Raw genomic sequence first — 17,149 nt, 5'->3', positions numbered from 1 at the left:
TCTTTTTATTTTATAAAACTATAGAGCGACAAGAGAAAAGGTAATAGTTTCTGTGTAGTGGCCACTACCTGCATTATCAAACGCACCTGCATCAGTTTCTAAAGTAAGCTTGAATTGTTGCTCCCCAGGCTCATAGTCTGAAGTAAACACTCCATTCATATTCGCACCACCGGCATAAGTAAATGATGCATTGCTAACTTGAAGTTTCGGTCCATTCTTAACCGATGGAGTTAGTGTATAAGGGATCGTATCACCGCCATCACTATTAAATAAACCACCTTGAGCTAAGCTAACATCGATGTTATAACCATCATTGGAGTTACACTTTACCGCCCCACTGATACTTTGAGGGTTTTTATCAGTAATATTATTCAGCTCTAGTATTTTATTATGCCCAGCACTTAATTCTGCAATTTCACCAAGAGATGTGTCCGCATCACCGGTTGCCAGTAAACCAATATTACAAACTAATGGCACTGCATGAGTAAGGGTCACTGACGCGGTTTCATTACCGTCAGCCAATGCATTCGATGACGCTGCAGCTAAGCCGAGCATCGCAAGTGTTATTGCTGTTTGTTTCATAATAATTCCTTTTACCGTTCAACGGATATTTTCATTAAAATTGACGTGACCTTGACAATCACCCGTTTAATTTAGTCGAATAAAAACAAACGCAGGAATGAAATAAATGGGAATTAACGATGAGCTATTAATTAAAATCTAGTATCGCTTTTTATTGGTAAATAACACAACAAAAAATAGACAAAAACAATCTATAAGAATTAATTATTGATGAATTCAGGTATGAGCTTTTTATTAATTACCATCGTGGAATAAGAAATGAAAAAGGCCAAGAACATTTATGCTCTTGACCTTAAATTTGAAATGATAGTGGACTATTAGATCTATACCCGAAGTAGTTGGGGTTGCAGTGAGGCGACAAGCGAATGAGGCCCCATGAGCATAACTAGCCTATGTGATTGGGCCGAATGAACGCCGTCAGCTTCAAGTACAATGGATCTAAAGTTTATTTACATTCTGCCTTGATTACCGCTACTAAGCGATCGACCGCCACCACTAATTCTTCCGTCGTCGCATTAGTAAAGTTCAAGCGAAGAGCTGGCGTCACCTTCTCACCTTGCTTGTAAAACACCGAGCTTGGTACTACCGCTACTTTGTTTTTCAATGCCGCTTTGGCCAAAGCAAAATCATCACATTCTGGCAAGGTTAACCAAATAAACATGCCGCCTTCTACCGGATTAAAGTGGCAGCCTTGTGGTAACTTGGCAATCAGTTGCTCTGCTAAACACAAGTAACGTTCTTGATAAATTGCACGCAAGGTTTCTAAGTGAGCAGGAAAATCTTGATGGTTTAACAAATCAAGCAACACCGCCTGCATTGGAATACTTGAATGCAAATCGGCACATTGCTTCACTTTTACCAGCGGTGCAATCCATTCAGCTTTCCCCGTCACGACGCCCATTCGCATACCTGGCGCAGCAATTTTAGAATAAGAACGCAGAACTAATGCTCTTTCAGGGCAGAAGCTCGACACCAAAGGCAGCATCTCTCCAATAAAGCGAAGCTCACGATATGGCACATCTTCTACCAGCGTCACGTCATATTGTTGACACAATTGCGCCACTTTTTGACGGACTTCTAGGCTCCACGATACGCCGGTCGGGTTATGAAAATCTGGTACTGCATAAAATAGTTTTGGTGATTGCTCAGCAAAACACGCTTCCAGTTCAACAAGGTTTGGTCCATCCGCTTGTTGTGAAATACTGATCACATTCGCTTGTGCGAGACCAAATACTTGCAACGCACCTAGGTAGCTTGGCGCTTCCATCACCACTTTGTCATTTGGGTTAACAAACGCACGGGCAATTAAATCCAACGCTTGTTGAGAGCCTGTGCAAACTAACGATTCATGATGCTCAGGAAGTTGAAACTGACTGCGGAAATAATCAAGCAATGGGCCATAACCGGCGGTTTGACCATATTGGAACAACGCAGGTTTTTGCGGTAATGAGGTTAACGATTCATCCATTAAGGCAATCGGGAAAGTATTTCCGTCAGGTAATCCACCAGCCAAAGAAATGACGCCTTCCGCTTGAGCGTCCATTAAAATTTCACGAATATAAGAAGGTTGGATTTGTTGTAATGCTTGAGTAAGTTCCATTTTCCAGCTCAGACTATGATTAGATTGAGCCATTGTACGCCTTCTTCGATTATCGACAATATTGTAAACATAAAAAATGCCCAGTTATTACACTGAGCATTCTTCTTTATGTGATAAGTCACCACATATTATTCTGTCATTACTGGCCTTTGAACTTGTCAGCAAGTAATTTATCGACACCGAAACAACCTGAGCCCGATACCGCGAGAGATACTGCCATTGCTAATAATGCTAGACCAAACTCGTAGCCACCATTTGCCAAGAACAAGCCATTCGGTAAGTGTACACTCACTATCGCAACCACCATAGTAAAGGCAACCACAACAGCTGCTGGGCGAGTTAGCAAACCAAGCAATAAGAATAGACCACCGAAAAACTCACCAGAGCCAGCTAAGAATGCCATTAGCTCACCTGGATTTAAGCCTAGTGACGCCATAAATTGACCAGTACCAGCAAGGCCGCCACCACCAAACCAACCAAATAATTTTTGCGCACCATGCGCCATTAAAATCACACCAACAGGTACACGCAACATTAATGGGGCTAAGCTTGCTTGAGAGTGTAAAATTCGTTGTAAAGCTGACATGAAAAACTCCTTAAAAATAAAATGTGTTAAATAAAACTTACTGCCACAAATAGGATTCCATTGATAAAGCGTGATGCTGGATCCCGCCTTTGATCACTGAAAACTCATCACTACTGTTACTCGCGCCTAGCGCTACTAACAATGGTAAATAATGCTCATGGGTTGGATGGGCTCGAAAAAAGTTCGATTGCAGATTTGGCGCATCAAGCAAGGCTTGCGCACTGCGCCCTGTCATTTGCAATCGAACCCATTGTTCAAACTCCACCACATAATCCGCCGCTTGCTTTGAACCAATCACCACATCACCTAAGTTGTGAGTAATCGAACCCGACCCAATCACTGCGATATCTTGCTCACGTAAACAACCTAACTGCTTGCCCAAGTGATATATATCGTCACCTGATGCATGCGAATTAATAGAGACTTGAATCACTGGAATATTCGCGTTTGGCACCAAATGCATCAACGGCACCCAAGCACCATGATCGAGGCCGCGTTGAGCTTGCTGCTGAACCTGAAAGCCCTCACCTTCAAGTAAGCCCTGAATCGCATTAGCTAACTCAGGAGAACCTTGCGCAGGGTATTCCAGCTGATATAACTCCGTTGGAAAGCCGCCAAAATCATGAATGGTTTGCGGCGCTTTATCTGAAGTTACACTAGTAAAACCATTGGTGACCCAGTGTGCTGAAACCACAACTATCGCTTTCACTTCATCAAATACAGATTGATGTTGTTCAAGTAAATCACGTGCATGGCTTTGCTCAATTGCAAACATCGGAGAGCCGTGGCCAACAAACATCACAGGTGCTAATTTCACTTTCTCTCCTCCATTGCCAATTCAGTAAGCTGATGGAATGAAGTTTGCGCCCCTTGAATTTAATTGACAATACCGCTAATAATGAACACATTGTTCAATAATTTTTTACAGTAAGAGTCACAAGGATCTAGCAACATGGATAAACTTAACTTAATGAATAGCTTCGTTCATGTGGCAGAAAAAGGCTCCTACACCGCTGCCGCACAGCATTTAGGCAAGACCAAAGCCTTAATGAGCACTCATATCACTCAGCTTGAAACGCTCTTAGAGGTTCGATTGATTCATCGCTCAACTCGTGGATTACAGTTGACTGATGCAGGTAGAGCCTATTACGAACAAGCCAAACGGATACTCGATGATATTTCGATGGTAGAAGTAGGCTTGAGAACTGAACAACAGCAGATCGGCGGACGACTACGCATTAGCGCACCAGCAACTTTTGGCGAATGTGTCCTCATGCCGTTTATTGCGCAATTTATTCAAACCCATCCGGATATTAAGATTGATGTAGTGCTCAATGATCGCTTTGTTGATCTAGTATCAGAAGGCTACGACTTAGCGATTCGAATCGGTCATTTACCTGACTCTGACCTGATTGCGCTTCCGGTTGGCCATATGTCACTTAAAGTCTGTGCATCCAAGGCATTCATTGAACATTTTGGCGAGCCCAAAACACCGCTAGATCTTTCCAGCCTTCCAGCGGTGTATGACAGTAATAATAAAGGCTCCAAACTGAGACAATGCTACAAAGACGGTGAAACCATTAGCTTTCCAATCCAACATTCCGTCTCGGTGAACAATGCACTTGCCTCAGCTTATCTAGCGGTTCATGCCAATGTTTTTACCATCAGCCCAGACTTTGCGGTCGGTCCTTTTCTTGAATCAGGACGACTACAAACCTTACTGCCTGATTATGATTTTGGTGCCTATCCGATAAATGCGGTTTATAGCCATCGCAAATACTTACAGCAAAAGATCAATGTGTTTAATCAAGCTTTAAAAACCTACATGACTAAAGCATGCGTTTAAATAAACCTTAAGTTAAACTGAGGTTTAAGATAGGAAAAGTTAGTGGAAATGAATATGGATATGAGCGTGGGTCAGGTAGCTAAAAGAGCTGGGATAAGCGTCGCGACCTTGCATTTTTATGAACAGAAAGGGCTGATTTACAGTAGTCGAAATGCAGGAAACCAACGCCGCTACCCAAGGCAGATCCTACGTAGAATTGCAGTCATTAAAGCGGCACAAAATGTCGGTTTAACACTGCAAGAAATCTCAGAACAGCTCGCTTATCTACCGAAACATAGAGCGCCAAAAAAAGAAGAATGGGAAACCCTAGCTCAACATTGGCAGCAACAATTAACGCAAAAGATCCAAAACCTACAAGCACTACAAAACCAGCTCGGCAGTTGTATTAATTGTGGTTGCTTATCGTTAGACAGCTGTGCGTTATATAATCCTCAAGACAGCAAGCCTATCCAGCAAGCTGGTGCCAAACTCAGTATAATACAAACACAATAAGCGAACCCGATGGCGAACAAGAAAACTAAGTCCGAACTTCCCTGTATTACCCTACCTTCGTTGATACATCGCATTGGCGGAGAAAATTGCAAATACGCAAAAGCCATCGCCGCACAACATCAATGTGAGTTAAAACGCATTCGTCGCTCGCGTAATTGGCAAATCACAGGAAACTCAGAGGACTTAACGAATCTTTTCACCACACTACAAGCAGAACAGAGCCAAGGATTTGATTATTTAATCAATAAGTTAAATACAGGTTTACTCGCTCTCAACGATAAGCCGGAATCAAAAGCAGAGCAATTAGCCTCACTGATCGCTCAACAACCGGATATCACGTTAAATGAACTCATGGCAGCCACCAACTGCACCATGGCTGAGGCTAGAGTGGCAAGGTTTAACTTTCAGGATTTCGAATGATTACAATACGTCCCTATCAACCCGAAGACGCAGCAACACTCTGGCAATTGTTTTTCAATACCGTCAGACAAATCAACGTGCGAGATTACACCCAAGCGCAAGTTGAGGCATGGGCTGAAGATAAGTCAGACCTTACGGATTGGATAGAAAAAATGAAGAGCAACCAACCTTTTGTTGCCAAGATCAATCAACATATTGTCGGTTACTCTGACTTACAAAGTGATGGTTATATCAACCACTTCTTTTGCCATCATCAATACCAAGGCTGTGGCGTAGGAAAGGCTTTAATGCTGCACATTAATCAGCAAGCCAAGCAGCGGAATTTAACTCGATTACATGCTGATGTGAGTATGACTGCTAAGCCATTTTTTGAACATGCTGGCTTCATCGTTAAGGAAAAACAAAACGTCTCATTGCGAGGTCAGTTGTTCACTAACTATAAAATGGAAAAGTCAATTTAACCGCAACTCGGAGAGCAGCGTTCTCGTATCACGCAACAAGAAATCGTTTCGTGTGACGTGATGCGAGTTGCGTGCAAAAACAAACGCGATGAATAGGCTTCTACTATTCTTGCTTATCACGCTTATGCTTAGGTACATAATTTAAAATAGAAATCGGTACTTCTTTATTTGGCGTAAAACCTTCTACCGTTTGGCGTTTGATCAAATGACCAAGACGGCTTTCAATCATACATAGATTTTTAAAGTCATCACGTGAGACTAATGATACCGCCTCACCTTTTGAACCTGCACGGCCAGTACGACCAATTCGGTGGACATATTCATCGGCAGGGAATGGCATATCATAGTTAATCACACACGGTAGATCATCGATATCAATACCACGCGCCGCGACGCCAGTTGCCACTAAATACTTCACTTTACCTTGCTTAAACTCATCTAACACACGAGCACGAGAGGCTTGATTGCGACCACTGTGGATCGCCTCTGCTGCAATGCCGCGTTTTTCTAGTTGAGAAACCAATTTCGCCGCGCCATGTTTTGTGCCAATAAAGATCAACACTTGCGACCAGTCTCGCTCGGTTAATAAGTGGCTCAATAAGGCTGATTTCTTATCTTTATCAACCGTAATTAAGTACTGGTTGATTGAATCTTTTGAGGCTTGATGTTTGGCGATCACGATTTCTTCAGGATCGCTAATTGCCGTGCGAGCTAACTCTCGAACTGGGTTAGACAAAGTTGCCGAGAATAATAGGTTTTGAATGTTTTCCGGTAGGCGCGCTAAGATCTTATTAATGTCTTCAATAAACCCCATGTCTAACATGCGGTCGGCTTCATCTAGTACCAACATTTCAACTTCATCAAAATGTACAGAATGCTGGCCGTATAAATCAATCAAACGACCTGGGGTAGCGACCAGAATATCGACCCCATCAATTAACGCTTGTTTCTGCGGTGCGTAGTCAACACCACCGTACATGGCTAACGAGGTTAAATTAAGGTGTTTGCCATAAGCTTGAATATTTTCATTCACCTGAATAGCAAGTTCACGAGTAGGCACTAGAATTAAAGCTCGGATACGCTTTTTACGCTGAGTTTGACCACCGCTTAAGCGCTGTAATATTGGCAATACAAAACTGGCTGTTTTACCGGTACCGGTTTGCGCCGCGGCGATTAAGTTTTTTCCATCAAGAATGATAGGAATTGCTTTGCGTTGAATTTCTGTTGGTTTTTCATAACCTTGTTCAGCAACCGCTTGCAGGATGGAAGGGCTTAATTCCAGTGTAGAAAATGGCATCGAATATCTCAAAACGTTAAATAGATATCTTATTGTAACCAATTTATGCCTAAGCTGTTTGAGGTTTTAGAGTATTTTTTCTAGATAGGAAAAGTGCATTGTCGCTCACATTACTCATAAGCTTATGTAATGTAATATTAAGAACCATAAGCCCTTAACTTTATTGCGGAATTATCTATGGATACAATCGGTAATTCCGATTGGTAACGAATCACAAACAAGCGTAACTTGAATTCAACAAAACCATAATTCAAATCGACAGGGAGACACCTTATGTCCAGTGAATCAAAATGCCCTTTCCACAATAGCAGCAACGTAAATAATAGCGGCAACACAGCTGCAACCGGTACTCAAAACAAAGATTGGTGGCCAAACCAACTTGACCTCTCCGTCCTTCATCAACAAGGACAAAAATCTGACCCAATGGACCCAGATTTTGACTACGAAAAAGAATTCCTAAGCCTTGACCTTAAAGCGGTTAAGAAAGATCTGCATGATTTAATGACCGATTCTCAAGATTGGTGGCCAGCAGATTTCGGCCACTACGGTCCTCTATTCATTCGTATGGCATGGCACAGTGCGGGTACTTACCGCGTACAAGATGGTCGCGGTGGCGGCGGTACGGGCCAACAACGTTTCGCACCTCTAAACAGCTGGCCAGATAACGTTAACCTAGATAAAGCACGTCGCTTAATTTGGCCTATCAAACAAAAATACGGCAAAAAAATCTCGTGGGCTGACTTGTTTATCCTAACCGGTAACGTGGCTCTAGAATCTATGGGCTTCAAAACTTACGGTTTTGCTGGCGGTCGTAAAGATGTTTGGGAACCAGAGCAAGATGTTTACTGGGGTAAAGAAACCGAATGGCTAACCGATGACCAACGTTACTCTGGCGACCGTGAGTTAGATGATCCACTAGCGGCAGTACAAATGGGCTTAATTTACGTAAACCCAGAAGGTCCAGGTGGCAAACCCGATCCAGTACTTGCAGCAAAAGATATTCGCGATACTTTTGCTCGTATGGCAATGGATGATGAAGAAACGGTAGCGTTAATTGCCGGTGGTCACACATTCGGTAAAACTCATGGTGCAGGTGATGCGGCTAATGTAGGCGCCGATCCAGAAGCGGCTGACATTGAACAACAAGGTTTAGGTTGGCATAACAAATTTGGCAGCGGCAAAGCCGGTGATGCGATTGGTTCTGGGCTTGAAGTGACTTGGACGCAAACCCCTACCAAGTGGAGCTACTACTTCCTAGAAAACCTGTTCAATTACGAATGGGATCTCGTGAAGAGCCCAGCAGGTGCATGGCAGTGGGTTGCAAAAACTGACGATGAAAATGTGCCTGATGCATTTGAAGCCGGTAAGAAGCATAAACCGACCATGCTAACCACTGATCTATCGCTACGTTTTGATCCTGAGTATGAAAAAATCTCACGTCGCTTCCTGAAAAATCCTCTTGAGTTCCAAGAAGCATTTGCTCGTGCTTGGTTCAAGTTGACTCACCGTGATATGGGTCCAAAAGCTCGCTACCTAGGCCAAGAAGTGCCTGCTGAAGATTTGATTTGGCAAGATCCAATCCCAGAAGTGAAACATCCTCTGATTGATAAAGCTGACCAAGCTGAACTGAAGAAGAACATTCTTGATTCTGGCCTATCAGTATCAGAACTTGCTTCAACCGCATGGGCGGCAGCTTCAACCTTCCGCGGCTCAGACATGCGTGGTGGTGTGAATGGTGCACGTATCCGTCTTGCTCCGCAGAAAGATTGGGAAGCAAACCAACCTGAGCAACTTGCTAAAGTGCTAGCTAAACTTGAAGAAGTTCAAGCTCAATTCAACCAAGCGCAATCTAGCGATAAACAAGTGTCTATTGCAGACCTTATCGTACTTGCTGGTAACGCAGCGGTAGAACAAGCCGCGAAGAATGCAGGCTTCGATATTGAAGTTCCATTTACTGCTGGCCGTGCTGATGCAACCCAAGAGCAAACGGAAGTGGATTCTTTTGAATACCTCAATCCAATTGCTGATGGTTTCCGCAACTACAACAGCGGTAAGACAAAAGCACCAGCTGAATTCTTATTAGTAGATAAAGCACAGCTACTAACGCTAACCGCACCAGAGATGACAGTACTTGTTGGTGGTCTACGTATGCTAGGCACTAACCACGACCAAACTGACTACGGTGTGTTCACAGATAAGAAAGAAACATTAAGCAATGACTTCTTTGTTAACCTGCTAGATATGAGCACTGAATGGAAAGCCGTTGGCGATGATAAGAAAGTCTACCAGGGCACAGACCGTAAGACTGGCGAAGCGAAATGGCAAGCCACTCGCGCAGACCTTGTGTTCGGTTCAAACTCTCAACTTCGCGCCGTTGCTGAAGTGTACGCCTCAAGCGATGCCAAAGAGAAGTTTGTTAGGGACTTTGTGAAAACGTGGACTAAAGTGATGGAACTGGATCGCTTTGATCTAAAATAGTCTGCTTATCATTCATGAGTAACCTAATACAAACGGTTAATTCATAACTTCAAGCCCCTATCGACAAATGTTGATAGGGGCTTTCATTTAATCTCAACTCAGGTTATTGAATCAAAACGCGCCAAAACAAATTCAACAAATAATCGAACTCGCATCGGTAAATGCTGCCTATCTCGATACAACAAAAATAAAGTCCTTACTTTACTGCGCCACTCCGGCAAGACATGTTGTAATTCACCTTGCTCTATCATCGGCAACGCATAGTAATCGGGAATATAACCTATCCCAAGCCCAGCCTTCACACCATGAGTAAGCATTTGAATCTCATCAACCTCTAGCCGAATGCCGTGGGTCGCTTGATAATCATATTCTTGCCCATTATTCATGCTCACTAATTGCCACACCGACATTGGATGACAAATAATCACAGGCTTACCACATAGATCCGTCGGCTGTTTAAGTCCACTAATATCGTGCTCAGGGCTAGCACATAAAATAAAGTGGATATCCTTTAGTGGTCTGGCAATCCAGTTATCAACGACAGGATTCCCAACCCGAAAGACCACATCCATCGCCTCACCTTCAATATCAATTAAGGCATTGGAGAAATGTAAATCTAGCTGAATATCTGGATACTGAAGGAGGAAATCATAAAAGATATTACGTAAAAATTGAGTGCCTGCATTAATTGGAGCACTGACTCGTATTTTACCTTTTGCTTGATGCTTTTCATTATGTAGCGCTTCACCAATATCACTAAGTTCATCAAATAGTCCATGAGAACGCTGATAATAAAGCTCACCAATACTGGTTAAAGAGACTCGATGTGCATCCCTGTTGAGTAACCTCAATTGTAAGTCTTGCTCTAATTGCTGAATTCTACGGCTTAATGTTGACAGAGGCATGGATAAATCATCAGCCGCCGCTTTAAAGCTATTTAAACGTGCTACAGTGCAAAAATAACGCAAATCATCAAGTGAATAGTTAGATTTCATATATGGGATTTCCTGTCTTATTTTTACGTCTTTATCTACTTATTGAAACTAATAGACTTGAGTCAAAATGACAAGCAATAGGAATAATGAATGACTCTTTCCAACACCACAAAAGCAGTACTTCTACTGATTCTCTGTACCTTTTTTTGGGGAAGCACTTTCCCTATTGGCAAAAATGCGCTCGATGAAGTACATGCTTTGACCTTAGTATTTTGGCGATTTTCTATTGCAGCAAGTTGCTTAGCTATTTATATGAAGCTGATTCGCAGCCCTAAAGTCATACTCACCATGAAACAGTGGTTGTGGGTATTTGCAGTCAGTGCCGTTGGTGTGGGTGGATTAAATCTTGGACTGTTTACTGGGCTTGCTTACACCAGTGCTACCAATGGTTCGTTAATTATGGCGCTGAGCCCATTGATGACCTCTCTCATCGCCAGTGTCGCACATCGAGCATTACCATCGAAAGCTCAATGCTTTAGCTTACTGGTCAGTTTATCTGGTGTCTTATTGGTAATCACCAATGGCAATCTAGATACCTTGATTCACCTACAAATCAATCATGGTGATAAGCTGGTTTTCTCGGGAATGTTAGCCTGGAGTTTATATACTTATTTCAGCCAAGGGATCAGTAAATGGTTAGCCGTCGTGCCTTATACTTTGATCGGTATGATTAGCGGTGCTGTAGTCATTGGAACTATGTGTTTACTCACACCAGAAGTAAGACCTTTTGCAGAATTATGGAGTAGTTCAATCATCGGTATTACCGAAGTGGTTTACATTGGTCTATTCGGCACCGTAGCTGGCTATTTATTATGGCTCAATGGCATACGTCAACTAGGCTCTGCCAGTGCCTCGCTCTTTTTTAACTTTGTGCCAATCTTTGCCATGTTAACTTCATTTATGTTGGGACAGAGTGTGACAAATCTTCAATTAATTGGAGTCGCTATTGTTATTGCTGGGTTGGTGTTGCCTAGGTTAGTTACTTTCAATAAGTCGGTAGAAGTAAGATCGTAAGTCTTTGTATTATTAAAATTAAAGTCCTCAAAGTAGAATGGCATAAACTTTGAGGATTTTAATTACACAGCATCGATTTTCGTTTTATTTACCTCAATAACTCTTCAATCACCTGCAACACCCCTGCATCTTTATTACTTGGGGCACTAAAACGAGCATGTTTCTTTACGCCTTCATGGGCATTTTCAACCGCATATGAGTGATAGCTTTGTTGCAGCATTTCAACATCGTTGAAGTAGTCTCCAAAACTCATGGTTTGTTCATAACTAAAGCCAAGCGTGTTTTGCAGGTGTTGAATTGCTGCGCCTTTTGATGCTTTGGAGTTCATCACATCTAGCCAAATTTTACCGCTAACCACCACTTGATGGGTTTCACCAAAATGCTGATTAATGGTTGGGAATACTAATTCTTCCGTGCCATCAAAATGACAAATCGCGACTTTGATAAAATCATCGTCCACGGTTAATACATCTTCTACTGATTCACGACGGTGGTAATATTTAGCGAACTCTTTTAAGGCTTGTGGATCTTGCGTTTCAGTATAAGCGGAACGCTTACCACATAACACTAGGTGCGCACCGTCAATGCTTCGCGCTGCTTGCACGATGGCTTCAATTTCAGAGCGCTCGATAGTACAGCTATAAAGCTCTTGCCCTTTGTGCATCACTAAGGTGCCATTTTCAGCAATAAAAAACATGCGATCTTTTAATGGTGCAAAGGTTTCCGCTAGGCTGTAGTACTGACGTCCAGAAGCAGCGGCAAACATGATGCCATTGGCTTCTAATTTTTCATATATTTCATAAAACTTAGGGTCTAGCTGGCTATTTTCATCCAGCAAGGTGCCATCCATATCGGAGGCAATAAACTTAATATCGGGTTGGACCATAAAACCACTCACTTTCATATAAAACGGTAGGGAACGAACAATTAGCTCACTAATTCAACATCGGATTTCGGTACACAGCAGCATGCTAATACTTTGCCTTCGTCAATTTCACCGGGAAATAATGCTGGCATGTCAGGTTGATCGACCTTGCCAGATTCCAATGTCATTTTGCAACTACCACAAAAGCCCGAACGACAGCTATTGGCAACCGGAACTCCGGCTTTTTCAGCTTGCTCAAGTAAGGTCGATTGGTTATCCCCTTCAAATAAGTTGCCATCAATACTAATGGTCACTTTTTTCACTGGTTCTACTTCAACCGCATCTTGGCTGGTATCGGCATAGAATTCTTTTTGTTTGGTTTCCAACACCTCAACCACATCACCGGCACGGATCATGCCTTCATTTTTCGCCACTACATTCTGGCCAAAGAAAATGCCACCAGTTTCATCAGCACGGAATTTAGATAAGGTATTAAGTGGCTCGTTCTTTTCGCTGCGCATGGCTGTTTTTGGGTTCACGGTAGTCAACACGCAACGCATGCAAGGTTTGACGATTTCAAACTCGACTTCGCCAATTCGAATGCGTTTCCAGCCATCTTCAGCAAATGCTTCAGTATCAGAAACCACAATGTTAGAACGAAATTGCGCCATCGAATGTTGCACAGGGCCACGTTCATTTAATTCATCAAGGGAAGCCTGGCTGATCAGCAATAACGGATACCCATCGGCAAAGCTAACATTGGTTTGAATTTTTTCACGTTGGCGGTTTGATTGCTCACCAGTAAATAGCAGCTGAACCGGTTTACCAATAATAAAGCTAAACCACTGATTGGCTTTTTCATGAGTACTATAAGAAGGAAAAGTATCTGACCAAACAGTGCATTCTACTTCTGCCATATCGAATTCATCAAAACGCAGCACTAGTGGCTCTTTCGCTTCTGGGTAAGTAAGTACCAACCCATGTGGGTGCAAGGCTGCTTTTACTCGCACCATTTGATGATGTTCGCGTGCTGTCACCATGCGGCCAGTCGAATCGGCTACCATAAACCGACGATCAAAACTTAGACCTTGTTTTTCAACCCACGCGGATGACAACTCAACACCGGTAATAGACTTAACTGGGTAAACATTAATGGCAGCTAATCTCGCATCTTGCATTGGCTCTAATCCTAATGTGGCTTCTATTTTTGCGAGTTTTTTCTCTAATTCAGACTTCCCGCGCTCCGACTGACTCATCACTCTTCCTTTTTTAAATCTTTTACTTAAATCTACTTGGCTAAAGAGTATCAGAATTGCTTACCTTGAGATAAGTAATAAACCAGAAAATTTAGGTGAAAAAACCCAATCTTTACTCTATCATTGCGCCCCACACGAAAGCGTTTGCTTTTTTAAATTGCAATTGATTGATGAGGTGGGAAACCATGACAACTTTGACCATTACACGCCCGGATGATTGGCACGTTCACTTACGCGATGGTGATGCGCTAGCCAATACCGTTAAGGACATTAGCCGCTACAATGGTCGTGCGTTAATCATGCCAAACACCGTTCCACCTGTAACCAACCTACAAATGGCGCTGGATTACCGCCAACGCATTATGGCGCATAACCATAGCGACACATTTGAGCCGTTAATGGCACTCTACCTCACTGACAACACCACTGCTGAAGATATCCGTGAAGCCCATGCCTCTGGCAAAGTTGTCGCTTGTAAGCTCTACCCTGCTGGCGCGACCACGAACTCAGATTCTGGCGTAACCGATGCCAAGAAAATCTACCCAGTATTAGAAGCGATGGCGGAAGTTGGCATGCTACTGTTGATTCACGGTGAAGTGACGACTCACGATGTTGATATTTTTGACCGTGAAAAGACCTTTTTAGACACGGTGCTGGCACCCATCGTGAATGACTTCCCACATCTTAAAATCGTGTTAGAGCACATCACTACACGTGAAGCGGTGGAGTTTGTTAAACAAGCCGATGATAACGTAGCAGCAACCATCACCTCTCATCACTTATTATTTAACCGTAACCACATGTTAGTTGGAGGAATTCGTCCTCACTTCTATTGCTTACCAATCTTAAAGCGTGGCAGCCATCAGCAAGCTTTAATTGAAGCGGCAACTTCGGGCTCGAAAAAGTTCTTCTTAGGTACAGACTCTGCGCCACACGCACAAGGTAAGAAAGAAAACGCTTGTGGTTGTGCTGGCTCTTACACGGCTCACGCTGCGGTAGAACTGTATGCTGAAGTATTTGATAAAGAAGGCAAGCTAGATAACTTAGAAGCATTTGCCAGCCACAATGGCCCCGATTTTTACGGCATTGCTCGTAATAGCGATAGCATCACGCTTGAAAAATCAGCTTGGGATGTTCCGGCAACCATGCCGTTTGGCGCAGATGTTGTCGTGCCAATTCGCGCGAATGAGCAGATCGAATGGCAAGTTAAGTAATCCCCAACTGACTCCAAGAGGAAGCTCCCAGAAGACAAGTTAAAACAAAAATGCCAGTCAGAGAATCAACTCTGACTGGCATTTTTAATATCGAAAGATTAAACCGACTTAGACTAGAAGCCCTGCTCTTTCGCCATCTTCATCGCAATTTTTGGCGCGTTCCAAAGAGACGGCAGTAAAATAAACGATACTGGTACTGCGGTGATCACTATGAAAGATTGCAACGCAGAAATCCCGCCAGAACCTAGAGAAATCAGAATCAATGCAGTCACGCCCATCATTACGCCCCAGAAAGTACGGATAAAGGCATTTGGTTCCGTTTCACCACTCACCACTACGCTAATGGTATAAGTCATTGAATCGCCAGTCGTGATGATAAACACGGTAGTCAAAACGATGAACAAAATAGAAACCAAGGTTGGCATTGGGAATTGTTGAGTGATTGCAAATAGTGCACCTGGAAGATTAAAACCTTCAAATGCCCCACTGATACTACCTGGATTAGCAATTTCAAACGCCAAGCCACTACCACCGATGATAGTAAACCAGAAACAGGTAGCTAAAGGCGCGATCACGCTAATGGTGCCAATCAGTTCTCGGATAGAGCGGCCACGAGAAATACGTGCGATAAAGATCGCCATCATCGGGCCATAACCTAAGAACCAACCCCAGAAGAAAATGGTCCAGCCACTCAGCCAAGCTTCATCACCACGATAGGTCGCCATTGGGATGAAGTTATCAATCATGGTACCTACACCTTGAATATAACTATTAAAGATGAAGTTAGTTGGTCCTACGATCAAAATATAAAACATCAATGCCGCGGCTAAAATCACGTTATAGCGACTCAACATTTGCATGCCTTTATCCAAGCCACTTAGAGCCGATAAGGTGTAAAGTACAATCGCAAATAAAACGATGATCATTTGAGTGGTAAAGCCATCTGGCACAGCAAATAACAAGTTCAGTGCATAGCTAATTTGCAGGCCCAGAAAGCCAATCGGCCCAATCGTACCCGCAGCGACTGCGATAATACAGCATGCGTCAATCAAAGCACCTAGGTGGCCTTTTAGGGCCCGTTCACCCAGTACAGGGTAAAGCAAGGTTCTTGGTTTAAGCGGTAGGCCTTTATCGTAGTGTAAGTGCATGACCACTATCGTCGTTAAACTACCGACAATCGCCCAAGCTAAAAAGCCCCAATGCAAAAAGGATTGAGAAAGCGCATTGATAGCACGTTGCTGGACATTATCAGTGGTACCATAAATCGGAGGCGCACTCACAAAGTGAGCAATCGGTTCAGCCGCCGCCCAAAAGACACCGCCACCAGCCAGCAAAGTACAAAACAAGATCGCCATCCAACGAAAGTTTGGTAACTCTGGGGTATCAATACCGCCCAGAACGACTCGACCAGTACGTCCAATCGCGAGCGCTAAACCAATAAGAAAAGTAAGAAGCAGTATAATTTGCCAAAATGGACCAAACACTTTTACCGACCAAGCGAAACCGACATTCACTAGGTGAGACAATACTTCACCATCGAACAGCGCTAATACAACGAAAAGCGCAATAAAGCCACCGCTATACCAAAGTACAGGGTTATTCAGACCTAATTTGTCTGAGGTGGGTACAGGTTCTTGAGTTGCAGGATCATAAGTTGCGGAGGGAGATTCTATCGAGTTGGTTAAATCAGACATTCTGACTCCAATTTTCTTTGCCAACATACCTAAGCTAAAAAACAGAGGCTTTGCATTGCAAAGATGTATTTACACCCGATGTCATCCTTTCCAACAGGCAGCGTATCTTTAACTGCTGGCGGATTAACTCTAATAAATAGAATAAAGCCTAAGCGCAGTGAAATTTAGCCGCCCAAGGGTATAGATTTATGCCATAAGTGCAACCGAAGTGATTTATTTATTAAAGCTATAAATTTTCATCAGTTACATATTCACAACCGATGCTTCCCCCCACTGTAATAATGGTAAAACTCACGACAAGATATTGATCTTAATAATATAAAATATCGTATATCATCCATAAAGACAA

General features: G+C 43.0%; 16 protein-coding genes. 7 read left to right on the top strand and 9 right to left on the bottom strand.

The window, feature by feature from the left end; all coding sequences use genetic code 11:
- Positions 1 to 18: 18 nt before the first annotated feature.
- The 4 genes from K358_RS0103825 to K358_RS0103810 form a co-directional block, all read right to left on the bottom strand.
- Entirely contained in the window at positions 19 to 582 is a 564-nt protein-coding gene (locus K358_RS0103825; RefSeq protein ID WP_027695576.1) for a hypothetical protein, read from the bottom strand.
- Positions 583 to 1,027: 445 nt separating this feature from the next.
- Positions 1,028 to 2,182: an aminotransferase-like domain-containing protein gene (locus tag K358_RS0103820; protein WP_027695575.1), complete on the bottom strand. Its 1,155-nt coding sequence runs from the start codon at positions 2,180 to 2,182 to the stop codon at positions 1,028 to 1,030.
- Positions 2,183 to 2,321: 139 nt separating this feature from the next.
- Positions 2,322 to 2,768, bottom strand: coding sequence for a DoxX family protein (locus K358_RS0103815; RefSeq protein WP_027695574.1), 447 nt, complete (start codon positions 2,766 to 2,768; stop codon positions 2,322 to 2,324).
- Positions 2,769 to 2,805: 37 nt separating this feature from the next.
- Positions 2,806 to 3,585, bottom strand: a complete 780-nt coding sequence (locus K358_RS0103810) for a DODA-type extradiol aromatic ring-opening family dioxygenase (RefSeq protein ID WP_027695573.1) — start codon at positions 3,583 to 3,585, stop codon at positions 2,806 to 2,808.
- 135 nt (positions 3,586 to 3,720) lie between these two features.
- Between K358_RS0103810 and K358_RS0103805 the strand changes: the two genes are divergently transcribed.
- The 4 genes from K358_RS0103805 to K358_RS0103790 are packed head-to-tail and all read left to right on the top strand — an operon-like array spanning position 3,721 to position 5,987.
- Entirely contained in the window at positions 3,721 to 4,614 is an 894-nt protein-coding gene (locus K358_RS0103805) for a LysR family transcriptional regulator (RefSeq protein WP_027695572.1), read from the top strand.
- A gap of 54 nt (positions 4,615 to 4,668) precedes the next feature.
- The gene (gene soxR / locus K358_RS0103800) at positions 4,669 to 5,106 is read left to right on the top strand and encodes a redox-sensitive transcriptional activator SoxR (RefSeq protein ID WP_027695571.1); all 438 of its coding nucleotides are present in this window, start codon (positions 4,669 to 4,671) and stop codon (positions 5,104 to 5,106) included.
- Positions 5,107 to 5,115: 9 nt separating this feature from the next.
- Positions 5,116 to 5,526, top strand: a complete 411-nt coding sequence (locus tag K358_RS0103795; RefSeq protein WP_051241158.1) for a ribosome recycling factor family protein — start codon at positions 5,116 to 5,118, stop codon at positions 5,524 to 5,526.
- A complete protein-coding gene (locus tag K358_RS0103790; protein WP_027695569.1) occupies positions 5,523 to 5,987 on the top strand; it encodes a GNAT family N-acetyltransferase in 465 nt (154 codons plus the stop codon). The genes K358_RS0103795 and K358_RS0103790 overlap by 4 nt, the downstream gene beginning before the upstream one ends.
- Before the next feature lie 103 nt (positions 5,988 to 6,090).
- Here the strand turns inward: K358_RS0103790 and K358_RS0103785 are convergent, their stop codons facing one another.
- Positions 6,091 to 7,284, bottom strand: coding sequence for a DEAD/DEAH box helicase (locus K358_RS0103785; RefSeq protein ID WP_027695568.1), 1,194 nt, complete (start codon positions 7,282 to 7,284; stop codon positions 6,091 to 6,093).
- 273 nt (positions 7,285 to 7,557) lie between these two features.
- On the opposite strand from K358_RS0103785, the gene katG reads away from it, so the two are divergent.
- Entirely contained in the window at positions 7,558 to 9,762 is a 2,205-nt protein-coding gene (gene katG / locus K358_RS0103780) for a catalase/peroxidase HPI (protein ID WP_027695567.1), read from the top strand.
- 98 nt (positions 9,763 to 9,860) lie between these two features.
- On the opposite strand, the gene K358_RS0103775 is transcribed toward katG, so the two are convergent.
- Positions 9,861 to 10,757, bottom strand: coding sequence for a LysR family transcriptional regulator (locus K358_RS0103775; RefSeq protein WP_027695566.1), 897 nt, complete (start codon positions 10,755 to 10,757; stop codon positions 9,861 to 9,863).
- Positions 10,758 to 10,847: 90 nt separating this feature from the next.
- Between K358_RS0103775 and K358_RS0103770 the strand changes: the two genes are divergently transcribed.
- On the top strand, positions 10,848 to 11,771 hold the full coding sequence (locus tag K358_RS0103770) for a DMT family transporter (RefSeq protein ID WP_027695565.1): 924 nt from the start codon (positions 10,848 to 10,850) through the stop codon (positions 11,769 to 11,771).
- A gap of 88 nt (positions 11,772 to 11,859) precedes the next feature.
- Here the strand turns inward: K358_RS0103770 and K358_RS0103765 are convergent, their stop codons facing one another.
- On the bottom strand, positions 11,860 to 12,657 hold the full coding sequence (locus K358_RS0103765; protein ID WP_027695564.1) for a Cof-type HAD-IIB family hydrolase: 798 nt from the start codon (positions 12,655 to 12,657) through the stop codon (positions 11,860 to 11,862).
- 41 nt (positions 12,658 to 12,698) lie between these two features.
- Positions 12,699 to 13,892, bottom strand: coding sequence for a YcbX family protein (locus K358_RS0103760; RefSeq protein ID WP_211232226.1), 1,194 nt, complete (start codon positions 13,890 to 13,892; stop codon positions 12,699 to 12,701).
- Between the two features lie 185 nt (positions 13,893 to 14,077).
- Between K358_RS0103760 and pyrC the strand changes: the two genes are divergently transcribed.
- Positions 14,078 to 15,106, top strand: a complete 1,029-nt coding sequence (pyrC, locus tag K358_RS0103755; RefSeq protein ID WP_027695562.1) for a dihydroorotase — start codon at positions 14,078 to 14,080, stop codon at positions 15,104 to 15,106.
- Between the two features lie 113 nt (positions 15,107 to 15,219).
- On the opposite strand, the gene K358_RS0103750 is transcribed toward pyrC, so the two are convergent.
- Positions 15,220 to 16,800 carry a BCCT family transporter gene (locus K358_RS0103750; protein WP_027695561.1) on the bottom strand — a complete coding sequence of 527 codons (1,581 nt, stop codon included), beginning with the start codon at positions 16,798 to 16,800 and terminating at the stop codon, positions 15,220 to 15,222.
- Positions 16,801 to 17,149 lie beyond the last annotated feature (349 nt).

It is taken from the genome of Vibrio litoralis DSM 17657 (assembly GCF_000426765.1).
Classification (GTDB): Bacteria; Pseudomonadota; Gammaproteobacteria; order Enterobacterales; family Vibrionaceae; genus Vibrio; species Vibrio litoralis.
This window is presented reverse-complemented; position numbering and strand designations above follow the sequence as displayed.

Excerpts from the sequence above, each read along its gene's own strand:
- K358_RS0103825 (WP_027695576.1), bottom strand. The coding sequence starts at position 582 with ATGAAACAAACAGCAATAACACTTGCGATGCTCGGCTTAGCTGCAGCG.
- K358_RS0103820 (WP_027695575.1), bottom strand. The coding sequence starts at position 2,182 with ATGGAACTTACTCAAGCATTACAACAAATCCAACCTTCTTATATTCGT.
- K358_RS0103815 (WP_027695574.1), bottom strand. The coding sequence starts at position 2,768 with ATGTCAGCTTTACAACGAATTTTACACTCTCAAGCAAGCTTAGCCCCA.
- K358_RS0103805 (WP_027695572.1), top strand. The coding sequence starts at position 3,721 with ATGGATAAACTTAACTTAATGAATAGCTTCGTTCATGTGGCAGAAAAA.
- soxR (WP_027695571.1), top strand. The coding sequence starts at position 4,669 with ATGGATATGAGCGTGGGTCAGGTAGCTAAAAGAGCTGGGATAAGCGTC.
- K358_RS0103795 (WP_051241158.1), top strand. The coding sequence starts at position 5,116 with ATGGCGAACAAGAAAACTAAGTCCGAACTTCCCTGTATTACCCTACCT.
- K358_RS0103790 (WP_027695569.1), top strand. The coding sequence starts at position 5,523 with ATGATTACAATACGTCCCTATCAACCCGAAGACGCAGCAACACTCTGG.
- K358_RS0103785 (WP_027695568.1), bottom strand. The coding sequence starts at position 7,284 with ATGCCATTTTCTACACTGGAATTAAGCCCTTCCATCCTGCAAGCGGTT.
- katG (WP_027695567.1), top strand. The coding sequence starts at position 7,558 with ATGTCCAGTGAATCAAAATGCCCTTTCCACAATAGCAGCAACGTAAAT.
- K358_RS0103775 (WP_027695566.1), bottom strand. The coding sequence starts at position 10,757 with ATGAAATCTAACTATTCACTTGATGATTTGCGTTATTTTTGCACTGTA.
- K358_RS0103770 (WP_027695565.1), top strand. The coding sequence starts at position 10,848 with ATGACTCTTTCCAACACCACAAAAGCAGTACTTCTACTGATTCTCTGT.
- K358_RS0103765 (WP_027695564.1), bottom strand. The coding sequence starts at position 12,657 with ATGGTCCAACCCGATATTAAGTTTATTGCCTCCGATATGGATGGCACC.
- K358_RS0103760 (WP_211232226.1), bottom strand. The coding sequence starts at position 13,892 with ATGAGTCAGTCGGAGCGCGGGAAGTCTGAATTAGAGAAAAAACTCGCA.
- pyrC (WP_027695562.1), top strand. The coding sequence starts at position 14,078 with ATGACAACTTTGACCATTACACGCCCGGATGATTGGCACGTTCACTTA.
- K358_RS0103750 (WP_027695561.1), bottom strand. The coding sequence starts at position 16,800 with ATGTCTGATTTAACCAACTCGATAGAATCTCCCTCCGCAACTTATGAT.